The organism is Paenibacillus sp. Dod16, from assembly GCF_049893405.1.
Taxonomy (GTDB): domain Bacteria; phylum Bacillota; class Bacilli; order Paenibacillales; family Paenibacillaceae; genus Paenibacillus_AQ.
The window spans coordinates 302,405-314,291 of the sequence record NZ_JBNDYG010000003.1; the positions used below are offsets into that span (position 1 = coordinate 302,405).

The following is an 11,887-nucleotide window of genomic DNA, read 5'->3' on the forward strand; positions in this document are numbered from 1 at the left end:
AGCGTTCATCCCCTTCTCGCTTATACCTGCCTCTATTTGCCTTGCCCTTCGTTTACAGCGTCCAATAAGATGCGCTCGATCTCTAGATATCCCCGCTCCCTGGCATGCTGCAGAGGAGTTACGCCATTCCCGTCGGGAATCCGGGCATCCGCCCCATGATCCAGCAGCAGCTTCACGATGCGCTGATATTTCTCACTGCCGTCACCGAGAATGACAGCCTCCAGCAGTGCGGTCCAGTTCAAATTATTTATATGGTTCACATCGACGTCGGTCCGGGTCAGCAGCTCCTGAACAATCTCCACATGTCCGCGGTCAGAGGCCGGAATGAGAGCCGTCCCGCCATAACGGTTCGTCAACGTCACATCGGCATCGGCTTCGATCGCGAGCCGCAAAATTTCCATCATTCCTTCTGCACCGGCATACAAAAATACGTTATTCCGTTGGTGATCCCGAATATTGATATCGGCGCCTGCCTGAATCAAAGCCTCTACCGTTCCGACATGATTGTGATAGGTCGCAGCCATCACGGCAGTTCTTCCCTGCTCATCCGTCGCATTGATGTCTGCGCCGGATTGAAGAAGCTGTCGTACTTGCTCCGTATTGCCTTGCTCGGCATATTCAATGAGTTCACGATTCATATTCTGCACCTCTTCTTTCTCCGGATTGGATTGACAGGCCGACAGGAAAAGGATCAATAGAATCGCTGATAAACGCAGCACTCGATGCTCCCTCCTCTTTCTATCGTGTATATTGGTATGCTAACATGAGACAGAACCATATGAAAAATACTTAAAAAATTGAATTCACTAAGGTTTTTCATATACAAGGAGGATGGTTTCAACCTATGGACATCAGACAGCTCCGGTATTTTATTGCCATCGTGGAGGAAGGTACGATCTCGCTTGCCGCCAACCGGCTTCATATATCCCAGCCGCCTCTCAGTCAGCAGCTGAAAGCGATGGAGGAAGAGCTCGGGTCCGTCTTGGTATATCGCCGAGGAAAGCGGCTCGAAATCACCGAATCGGGTAAAGCGCTGTACAAATATGCGCTCCAAGTAACCCAGCTTATGGAAGAGGCCAAAGCCGAGGTTAAAGAGGTCGGAAACGGCGATAAGGGCACGCTGAGTCTTGGTATCAATACTTTATCCTCGGTAGAGCTGCCGTCATGGCTGCATGAGTTCAAGGCAAGATATCCCCAAGTCTCGTACAAAATTCAGCAGAACGAGTCGTATCAGCTCTGTGAACTCGTAAGAAACCGGTCGCTCGAACTAGCGATCGTCCGCCTGCCGCTCGAATTGGATGATTTCTCGATCCTTCATCTGCAGACGGAGCCCTTTTATATGCTCACCTCTGAGGCATCCACCGAACAGGAGACAACCCTCTCTCATATTGCGCAGTATCCGCTCATTCTGCCAAGCACGGAAGGATTGGGCGTATATTATACGATCCAGATGGCTTTCTCGGAACAGAAAATCCAGCCGAACATTGCAGCCGAATGCTCCGACATTTCGCTGCTGCTGCGCTTGGTCGCTTCAGGTTTTGGCGTGGCGATCGTTCCCGAAACGCTGGTCAAGCAGCACTTGCCAACATCTGTTCATGCCTTCAAAATCAAGGACACTCCGGCAGCGGCTTCCACAGCCTTGATCTGGCTGAGGGATCATCACGTCTCCAGAACGGCTCTGAACTTCATTGACTTGTTGACAAGTGCCCTATAACTGCTTGCTTACTGCTTCTATAATCTGCCGCTCATACAAAAAGAGGACAGAGCTAATGCAAGCTCTGTCCTCCGGCAAGAAATTAATGCAATTATCTTGTACGATACAATGAACCGGCAGCCTCGTGCTCCTGCTTCTGTCCTTGGGAGTGAAGATACAGCTCTTCATAATACCCATGGGAGTTCAGCAGTTCCTGATGCGTTCCTTGCTCTACGATCCGGCCTTTGCTCATGACCAAAATCCGGTCCGCCCCCATGATCGTAGATAGGCGATGGGCAATGACAAGGGTCGTTCGCCCCTCGGCCACAAGTTGAAGGGCGTTCTGGATCAGCTGCTCCGTATGCGAATCCAGATTGGCGGTCGCTTCGTCAAGAATGAGAATCTTGGGCTGGAACACAATGATTCGGGCGAAGGAGATCAGCTGCCGTTCGCCGGCGGACAAGCCGCTGCCCCGCTCCGATAACCGGGTGTCATAGCCTTCCCTCATCCTCATGATGATCGAATCCGCACCGATAAAGCGGCAAGCCTCGATCACCCGTTCCCTCGAGATGGTCTCGTCGAACAGCCGTACATTGTCCAGCACCGTCCCGGAGTAGAGATACGGCTCCTGCTGAACAAGGCCTACCATCCGGTGCAGATCGGACTGTGCCAGCTCCCTGATGTCGATTCCATCAATTCGAATGCTTCCTTCATTTACATCATAGAAACGGCACAGGAGACTGATAAGCGAGCTTTTTCCCGCGCCGGTGGTACCGACAATCCCGATCATCTCTCCAGGGTTGATATGGAGATCCAGGTCCTGAATGACCGGTGCCCCGCCTTCGTAACCGAACGTGATCCGATCAAATTCAACGCGTCCCTCGACACTTGCTTTCTCGATGGCCACCGGCTTGCGTTGATCCGTAACCTCAGGCTGAATCGCCAGGAGACCCCATATCCGGTTAATCGCCACCGTTGCCGATTGCAGCGTGTTCCACTGCTGGGTGATCGTGTTGATCGGCTGAAAGAATAAACGGATATACGTTATGAAGGCATACAGCACGCCGAACTCCAGCGTCGTTCCCAGTACGGCTTGTCCGCCGAGCCACGTCACGAACGCAATCGCCAAGTTGTTCAATATTTCGTAGGAGCGGTTAAACAGCACATTCGTCCGGATCTCCCGAATGTTCGCTTTGAAGTAAGAGTCGTTCCGTTCCTCGAACTGCTTCTCCTGCTCCTTCTGCTGATGGAACACTTGGATCAGATTCATCCCCGATAGATTCTCGGCCACAAAGGCCACCAGCCGGGATAACCGCGTTCTGGCCATCTGATAGGTGTGGCGCATATAACGCCGGAACGCAATGGCAATCCCCGCAATGATCGGCAGCAGGATCAAGCAGTATAAGGTCAGCGTGACATCCAGCTGGAACATCAAGACCAGAATGAAGATCAAGGTGAAGCCGTCGCGGAACAGGCTGAGCAGCACCTGGTTAAAAAACTGATTGATCGCTTCGGTATCACTGGACACATGCGTAATCAAGCTGCCGCTCGGCACTTTATCGAAATATGACATCGACAGCTTGGATATATGGGCAAACAGCCGTTTGCGAATGCTCGCTACAATGCTCTGCCCCGCCTTCTGCAGCAAATTATTTTGCAAATAGGTAAACACCATGCTGAGCAGCGATAACAAAAAATAGATAGCGCATATGAGCATCAGGCCCCGAAAATCGTTCTTGCCGACCATCAGATTATCATCGATTGCGATTTTCATCAGATACGGCTGCAGCAGCTCTGCCGAGATGGCAATCAAGGTGCAGCCGATAAACCCGGCAAAAATCAGCTTGTATTCCTTCATATAACCCGATAAAGCACGGAATGTGGAAATATACTTGGGCTTGGACTGAGGGGCATTCAAATCCGCCTTCTGGTCCAGCTGCCAATTGTTAATGGCCTGTGCCATGAAACTTCATCCCCTCTTCCTGAATGTCATGCAGCGTCCGGTACAGTCCGTCCTTCGACAGCAGTTCTTCATGCGTACCTCGCTGAACCATCTCTCCCTGATCCAGGACGATGATCTCATCGGCATGTTTCAATGCACTGATCCGGTGGGCAATGATGATCGTAGTCTTCCCAGCGCGGATATCCCGAATCGTCTCCATGATTTCCGTCTCCGTCACTGCGTCGACGGCGCTTACGCTGTCATCCAGAATGAGGATAGGTGCATCCTTGATTATTCCCCGTGCAAGGCTGGTCCGCTGCCGCTGTCCCCCGGACAGCGTAATGCCGCGCTCCCCAAGGCGGGTTTCGAACTTGTCCGGAAACTCCACGATGTTGTCGTAGACCCGTGCTTTTCGCGCCGCTTCCTCGACGACAGCCGGCTCCGTGTCCCGTTTATAGAAGGCAATATTCTCGCGGATGGTCGAGCTGAACAGGAAGCCGTCCTGGGGAACATAGGCGATCCCTTCGCGCAGGCTTTTTAATGTAAGCTTCCGAATATCCACACCCCCGATCAGCACTTTCCCCGGAGGCGGGTCGAAGGTACGCAGCAGCAGCTTCATAAGCGTAGTCTTGCCGCTTCCCGTGCGGCCAATGATGCCCAGCGTCGATCCGGGCGGAACATCCAATTGAATGCCCCGCAGAACCTGTCTGGCCCCCTCCTCTTGACCATCCGCATCCTCATAAGAGAAGGATAAATCACGCACTTCAATGCCCGGATTCTCCTGATTCAGCTCCTTGGCGCCAGGCAGTTCCTTAATGTCGGCCTGCTTGCCAAGCAGGTCGTTTAATCGGTCAAGCGAAGCCCTCGCGCGCTGAACGACATTAATGACATTGCCGATCTGCTGCAGCGGATTCATCAGCATGCGAATGTAAAGCGTCAATGCGACAAAGTTTCCGACCGTAATCCGTCCCAGAATGGTCAGGTAACCGCCGAATAAGAGGGCGATAATGAGTGAGGTAGCGCCCAGAAACGGAATGATCGATTGAAAGAGCGATGATACGCGTACCAGCCGCAGCTGCTTGTCCCGGATGCGGTCCACCGTCGTCCCAAAACGCCGCTTCATCGTGTCTTCCACCGCGAACTTCTTGGTGACACGGATCCCGCCAAACTGCTCCTCCGCCGATTCCGTCATCACACCCAGCGCTTCCTGTACCTGCAGTGATCTTCTTCTAATAATCGGTCCGAGCCAAACGACAATGACCGGAATCAGCAGCAAAGGCGCGATGCTCGCAGCCACCAGATACAGCGGTACGTTCGTGATCAGCAGCATGACGATTGTGGAGACCAGCAGGATGGAGGAGTTTGCCGTCTGATTGATCCCCATGGAGATCGCTTCCCTTACCGTCGTCACGTCATTCATGAAATAACTTAGCAGCTTGCCAACGCCATTCTTGGAATAAAATCGTTCACTGAGCCCCGTAAAATGGACAAACAATCGGCGGCGGTTCATAAATTCGAAATACCGCCCCGTATACATCACCAGAAACTGACCGATCCCGCCGATGACGGCGAAGCCGACACCGATACCCAGCAGCGTCCAGCTGTACTGCACGATACCGTCGACAGACAATAAACCATCCTTCAGTTCATCCGTAAAATTGCCCAGCACCCTTGGGAAGTTCACGTGGATGATGTTAGCAACCAAATGGCAGCAAACCGATAATACATAAAACGGCCACGTCTTCCTGAAAAAATCTCCAAGTATTCGATGAGAGTCCAATGTCCCATATCACTTCCTGTCCCGTTATTGGATTGATTAGCCCGTTACGTTCCTCCTTCCATACGTTTGCTGTGATACTCCCATATTAATAGGTTCTAGAAATAAATCAGTCCTCCTCCCCGAACGGCCATATGATTTATACAAATTCAGACATACTGAGTAACAGCAGCCGATATCATTTCAATCCAATCATCCAAAGAAAAAAGCCGCAACCATTCGTCGCGACTTTTTTCAAAAGGTGGTCCCATGGATGGCGCTACCCTGATTTTCGGCTCACGCTCACACCGCCAACCAAGGTGCCGGCTCGCCCGAATAGGTCAGCGAAAGCTTATGCATGGCCCGGGTACAAACAATATAGAGTAAGCTTCGATCCAACTCGGAACGATAGTTTTCGGCGTCCGCAAAAGGAACGATAACCTGATCGAATTCCAGACCCTTGGCCATATGGGCGAAGGTGATCGTAATTCCCTCCTCAAAGCGTTCACTGCTAAAGTCGAGCAGATTCACGCTGCCCTGAAGCCCCCTGATGGACTCATACACCTGCCGGGCCTGCGAAGACGTTTTGCATATGATCCCCATCGTCTGCATCCCGGAATCTAAAAAGTGACGGCTAAGCTCTTGAATGAACTTCAGCTCCTCCCGGGCGTCACGACACCGGATCACCTGCGGCTCTTCTCCATGCCGCTCCACGGGAATCATGGTGCTGCCCGGATGAATTCGCTTCGCGAGTCCCATAATTTCCAGCGTGGAACGATAGCTTTTTAACAGCTCTATGGTATCGGCATGCGGAAATACGCTCTTGATATCATCCAGTGAAGTTGACGTATATACGTTGACCGACTGGTTGCTGTCCCCAAGTATCGTTTTTTTGCACGAAAACCATTTCGATAGCACGACGTATTGAATCGGTGTATAATCCTGCATTTCATCGACCAGCAGATGCCTCACCATATCGTATGTCGTGTTTCCTTCCAAATGCATTTTGAGATGCAGCAGCGGAAAAACGTCCGCATACTCAATCGTTTTTCTTCCGTTCATGACAAACATGTCCGGTTTGTTCCTATACGAGAAAAATTCCTTGTACATGCTGAGCGCATTTTGAAATTTGAACATGTTCTTGATCGCGGTTTTGACTTTTTTGGCTTCTGCCGCAGTCAGTCTCTCTCCATCCTCTGTACGAACCCGGCCTGACAGGATGGAAGCCGTCTTCTCCAATCGCTGCCTGATCGGCGTGATCATGGTGCCAAGATAACAGTCCCTGATCTCCGAAGCCGAAATACATACGTCTTTCAGCTGAATATCCGCAGCCAGGAAGAAATGCTCTTCGGCATATTTCATATAAGCCTTCAGCTCATGTACGAAGTGCATGCTGGCCTTATACCGGATCCGTTCAATGGTCTGTTCGTCATCGGCGCTCACGATTTCGTTCACCTGTTCGAAGAAGGTCTGAAACTGACATAATCCCCCCAGCTCTTTGGCAGCAAGCTCCTCCATCGTAACCTCCATGATTTTCTCTTCGCCAAGCTCTGGCAGAACGTTGGATATATAATCAGAAAACACTTTATGGGGAGATATAATGAGCACGTTGCTGGAAGTCAACGTCTCCTTATGGCGGTATAACAGAAAAGCTACCCTGTGCAGAGCCACGGAGGTTTTGCCTGAACCTGCCGCCCCCTGTATGATCAGCTCATTCGCGGTTTCGTTTCGTATGATGGCATTTTGCTCCTGCTGGATGGTAGCCACAATATTTTTCATCTTCTCGTCCGACGTGCTGCTGAGCTCCTTCTGCAGCACGTCGTCATTGATGTTCATGGAGCTCTCAATCATATATTCCATTTGACCGTCTTTGATTTTGTACTGCCTTTTGACGGTAATTTCGCCTTGCATCCTGCCCATGGGGGCTTCATACGACGCAGGACCGACATTGTAATCATAGAACAAGCTTGCTACCGGCGAGCGCCAATCATAAATGAGATGCTCCTGACTCTCCGGATTCGTGAAGGAATGGATGCCAATATAGTAGGCACCTTCTTCTTCCGGTTCATTCGATCGGAAATCCACCCTGCCAAAATACGGCGACGTGAGTAGCTTGCGCATCTTCTGCAGCCTGGCGGCCGTCTTCTCACCCGTATCAATGGACAAGGAAATATCAACCCGGTTGGCTGCCCGTTCCGCCGCATCCAATTCGGCCATGTTGACCCACAGGTACTTCTTGGCTTCAATGATATCCCTGTAAGAATCAGACACCTTCCCCTCTAAGTCCTTCGATGCCCGATGAAGCTCCTTTACTACAAACTCTAGATATTCCCGCTCTGCGCTTTCGCTTGGATTCAGCATTAGGAACCTCCCCCTCTTTGCTAAAGAATAGCTTTAAGTATAGGGGTTTCCCGAAAAAAATATAGACTTATACTTTCCGTTGTAGTATTGTGTATTTATCGTGGGTCCAAAAACACCTATACGATTTACATCAACCATAATGTCATGACATAGATATAAAACCAGGCTGCATGCTCATGCAAGCCTGGTTTTTTTTATGCCTCTTACCGCTCGTTTTTGGTTTGGTACAGGTGCAGCGTAAGTGGAACGAAAATAGCGATAATCACCATGCAGACCCCGATTCCTGTCATGATCACCGGCATGGTTGCCGTGCCGTTCATCAGTCCCCTGACCGTGGCTGCCGCCATGCTGATCGGATTCAGGTCGATGAGAATACCCGTCCATTTCGGCATCGTCGACGAATCCACCAGAATGTTGCTGGCGAACAGCAGCGGGTATATCGCGATCATGCTCGACCCCGATACCGTCTCCGGCCGTTTGGCCACGACGCCGATCAGCGCAAATATCCAGCTGACACCGAATGCAAAGAACAGGATGAAGGCAATGGCAAGTGCCATTTGGATGACGCTGCCCTCGGGTCGGAAGCCCAGCGCAAGCCCCGTGCCCAGGGCCACAATTACGCCGATTGTATAGCGCACACCATCCGTCAGGATGGAGCCAAGCACCGAGGCCGGCTGCCAAAAGGGCAGCGTTCGAAATCGATTATATACCCCTTTGGTAATATCCGAGCATATCGTGGTTCCGCTATACACCGTCATAGGCACGACCGTCAGGATCAGAATGCCGGGCAATAGGAATTGAATATAAGCCCCGGTTGACCCGGCCATAGCGCCGCCGAACAAGTAACTAAATATAAGCAGCAGCAGAATCGGCGACAGAACCGCGTCCATCACCAGACCAAACCCGTTGTGCTTCGTATGCTGCCAAGTTCTCCACATAAAGATTCGAATCGCCGTCAGGGCATGGGGAGGATCGATATCGGCTTGGCGAACAGGCAGCACGCCGTCCTTATTCGCTGTATGATGGCTTACACTCATGGCGTGCCTCCCTTCGACTTCGCGCGGGTCAGTGACAGAAAAACCTCATCCAGACTCGGTTCGCTTAAGGCGAAATATTCAATAGCGAACCCGTTCTTCATCAGTGTACGAAGGGCCTGATTCGCACCACTTGCATCCTTCACCGGAATTTTATGTACCAAGGGATGATCGTCCTGCAATAAGGTCAACGCGTGTTCCTCATTTAACAAAGTACCCAGCTTGTGCTGGTCGGCCGGTTCGTTGAATTGAATGGTTAACGTTCTGTTGCCAACGGAAGCCTTCAATTGCCGGGGCGTCCCTTCCGCAATCAGGCTCCCCTTATCCATCACGGCAATCCGGTCCGCCAACTGATCGGCTTCTTCCAGATATTGCGTCGTCAGCAGCACGGTGGTGCCCCGTTTCAAAAGCGACCTTACAACCTCCCACACTTGAATGCGGCTTTGCGGATCGAGGCCCGTTGTCGGCTCATCCAGAAAAATAACGTCGGGCTTCGTAACGATACTGGCGGCAATATCCAGCCGCCTCCGCATCCCGCCAGAGTAATGCAACACCGCGCGGTCCTTTGCTTCGCTGAGTCCAAAGGATTCGATCAGCTCCTCGCTTACGGATCGAGCCGATTTCGCCGAATAACCGTAAAGCCTTGAAACCAACATTAAATTCTGAAGACCGGAGAGTCCCTCATCCAGTGCTGCAAACTGGCCTGTCAGGCTGATCTTTCTTCGAACGTGCCGGGCATTGCTTACGACATCATGCCCGGCCACGCATGCGAATCCCCCATCCGGCTTAACCAGGGTGGATAACATATGAATGGTGGTTGTTTTTCCGGCGCCGTTCGGACCCAACAAGGCAAACAGCTCTCCTTGTTCCACTCGCAGATCCATTCCTTGAACGACCCCAATGCCGTTATAAGATTTGCGAAGCTCTTTCGTTTCAATGGCGTAAGGCAAGTTTCACAACTCCTCCTCTTCCTATACAAATCGACCTCTAGATTGCCATGCTGCTTGCCCTTAAAAATCGTCCTTATGATCACAGACCCAATCAGCAAGCGTGGCTGCCGGCCGCCCTGTGACCTGCGCTACCGTCGGTAATACCGTATAACCGATCTCGGGCGGATTTTTTCCCATTTGCACAAAAAATTCAATCGACTCCTCGTCATAGCCTTGCTCTCTCCATTTATCTCTCGCCTGTTCCTCGGTCAGTTCCACAAAGCGGATGTCCCTGCCTGTTACCTCGCTTATAATCCGAACCGCTTCGAATCGCGAGAGGGCTTCCGGTCCCGTAAGGAAATATTCTTGTCCATGGTGACCTTCCTCAAGAAGTGCGGCGACGGCAACGCGAGCGATATCGGCTTCGTGGATTCTCGCACTCAGCGCATGGCCGAACGGCTCACGAACGACTCCTTCGTCGCGGATCGATTCCTGCCAATCCACCAGAATATTCGCCATAAACTCGCATGGCTTGAGCAAGGTCCACTCCATTCCGCTGTCTCGGAGTGCAGCTTCGACAGGCCCTTCTTCATAGCCCACCAATACCGTTACCCGCTGTATACCAGCCTTCTTGGCAAGCTCAATAATCCGCGGATCCGTCTGCAGGGTCCCGTATGCCTCATCACTGGAAATGATCAAATGCATGGCCCTCACGCCTTGCATGGCGGGGATCAGGCTATCCGGGTCGTTGAGATTCCCGGCAACCACCTGCACACCCTCCGGCAGATTCGCTTGCTGCGGATTGCGTGATATCGCTCTCACTTCTATGCCTCGCTGCACAAGCTGCTGCACGATATGCTTTCCAACAGTTCCTGTAGCTCCTGTTACCAAAATGGTCATATGAAACTTCCTCCTCGAGTTTTAATCTAACGGTTCATGTTCATTCATTGTTCATTGTTCATGGTCCATCATTCATTACGTTTACGGATTTCCTCCAGCTCCTGCAGCAGTTCGTCCTTCAGTTCCGGCGGAGAGATGATCTCCACCTTTGCACCGTAGCTTAAGATCACCGAGATGGCATAGGCTTTGGTATAGAACACCGTTCGGACATCTAGAAATCCCTCTCCGGAGATGAAAGCCTCCGGAAATTGCTCGGTTACCCTCGGTCCGGCGGATGAATCGAAACGGAGATGAGCCTGTATGCCCTGGACCGCCTCCTGATCCTCCCGCCCCAGGTTTCCTCTTGGGAGGAACGTGTCGGTGGATATTTCAAGACAGGATATGCGCGATACTCTGAAGATTCGTTTCCCCTGCTTTAACAAGCAGTAGGCCTCCAAATACCACACGCCTTGTTCCCAGTACAGCTGAAGCGGCTCCACTTGCCGCTTCGAGCGGCTGCCGGATGTACTCGTATAGTGAAGGGTCATCAGGTTCGAGCGTTCAATGGCATTTAGAATGGGTCGTACCCATGCCCGCTCATGCTCCGACGTGCTCATATCGAATAGAATTTGTTCATGACATCCTCCGTTCAACAGGGCAGGCTGCAGGGTTCCAAGCTTATTCAGGATGGAAGTGTATCTCCCCTTCACAGTCCCTTCGACGCCCTTCAAAAGATTGTAGATCGCCAAAAAATCGTCAACGGAGAAGTGCTGCCTCGTCAGATAGAACCCGTTCATTAATTCAAAGCCGCCATCCGCACCGGGATAGGAAGCAACCGGAATGCCAGCCTGATTAATGAGGTCTACATCGCGGTAGATCGTACGAACCGAGACTTCATACCGGGCGGCAAGCGCCGTGGCCGTCACTCTTTGTTTGGTCAACAATTCCATCGTAATGCCTAGCAGCCGGTCGAGTTTCATCGGTAACACTCCTCGCGTCTCGTAGTTTTTGACTTCTGAATCGAATGATAAAGCATGAATCCTGACATCTAGTATGTCAGGATTACATATCGTTCTTGATGGAATGGGATTATTTTTTAGGAAAAGAGTAGATGAGGTGGGATAACAAAAAAAGCTCCGTATCACGGAGCTTCCTGCATAGATTATATCAGTTCAAACTGTCTAACTGCTACTGAAACCATCCGCTGACAGCTAGCTGTTCCCGCTGTTATGCCAGCTGTTGCGTATTAAGCGTTCCATTCGACCCATTCACCATCCTGCGGAATTTCGATTT

The 11,887-nt window shown here is 51.4% G+C and carries 9 protein-coding genes; 1 reads left to right on the plus strand and 8 read right to left on the minus strand.

Features of this window, described 5'->3' with window-relative positions; genetic code table 11:
- Nucleotides 1–32 precede the first annotated feature (32 nt).
- Nucleotides 33–719, minus strand: a complete 687-nt coding sequence (locus ACPV3A_RS03405) for an ankyrin repeat domain-containing protein (protein ID WP_426198154.1) — start codon at nucleotides 717–719, stop codon at nucleotides 33–35.
- Between the two features lie 125 nt (nucleotides 720–844).
- On the opposite strand from ACPV3A_RS03405, the gene ACPV3A_RS03410 reads away from it, so the two are divergent.
- Nucleotides 845–1,714 (plus strand): LysR family transcriptional regulator, encoded by an 870-nt coding sequence (locus tag ACPV3A_RS03410; RefSeq protein ID WP_194544013.1) that lies wholly within the window; start codon nucleotides 845–847, stop codon nucleotides 1,712–1,714.
- Nucleotides 1,715–1,805: 91 nt separating this feature from the next.
- Here the strand turns inward: ACPV3A_RS03410 and ACPV3A_RS03415 are convergent, their stop codons facing one another.
- The 7 genes from ACPV3A_RS03415 to ACPV3A_RS03445 form a co-directional block, all read right to left on the minus strand.
- On the minus strand, nucleotides 1,806–3,656 hold the full coding sequence (locus tag ACPV3A_RS03415) for an ABC transporter ATP-binding protein (RefSeq protein ID WP_426198155.1): 1,851 nt from the start codon (nucleotides 3,654–3,656) through the stop codon (nucleotides 1,806–1,808).
- Nucleotides 3,640–5,415: an ABC transporter ATP-binding protein gene (locus ACPV3A_RS03420; protein ID WP_426198156.1), complete on the minus strand. Its 1,776-nt coding sequence runs from the start codon at nucleotides 5,413–5,415 to the stop codon at nucleotides 3,640–3,642. The genes ACPV3A_RS03415 and ACPV3A_RS03420 overlap by 17 nt, the downstream gene beginning before the upstream one ends.
- 279 nt (nucleotides 5,416–5,694) lie before the next feature.
- On the minus strand, nucleotides 5,695–7,752 hold the full coding sequence (locus ACPV3A_RS03425) for a HelD family protein (RefSeq protein WP_426198157.1): 2,058 nt from the start codon (nucleotides 7,750–7,752) through the stop codon (nucleotides 5,695–5,697).
- A 203-nt stretch (nucleotides 7,753–7,955) separates the two neighbouring features.
- A complete protein-coding gene (locus ACPV3A_RS03430; RefSeq protein WP_426198158.1) occupies nucleotides 7,956–8,789 on the minus strand; it encodes an ABC transporter permease in 834 nt (277 codons plus the stop codon).
- Nucleotides 8,786–9,736, minus strand: a complete 951-nt coding sequence (locus ACPV3A_RS03435) for an ATP-binding cassette domain-containing protein (protein ID WP_426198159.1) — start codon at nucleotides 9,734–9,736, stop codon at nucleotides 8,786–8,788. The genes ACPV3A_RS03430 and ACPV3A_RS03435 overlap by 4 nt, the downstream gene beginning before the upstream one ends.
- A 60-nt stretch (nucleotides 9,737–9,796) precedes the next feature.
- Nucleotides 9,797–10,615: an NAD(P)H-binding protein gene (locus tag ACPV3A_RS03440; protein ID WP_426198160.1), complete on the minus strand. Its 819-nt coding sequence runs from the start codon at nucleotides 10,613–10,615 to the stop codon at nucleotides 9,797–9,799.
- Nucleotides 10,616–10,683: 68 nt separating this feature from the next.
- A complete protein-coding gene (locus ACPV3A_RS03445) occupies nucleotides 10,684–11,574 on the minus strand; it encodes a helix-turn-helix transcriptional regulator (RefSeq protein ID WP_426198161.1) in 891 nt (296 codons plus the stop codon).
- Between the last annotated feature and the right edge of the window lie 313 nt (nucleotides 11,575–11,887).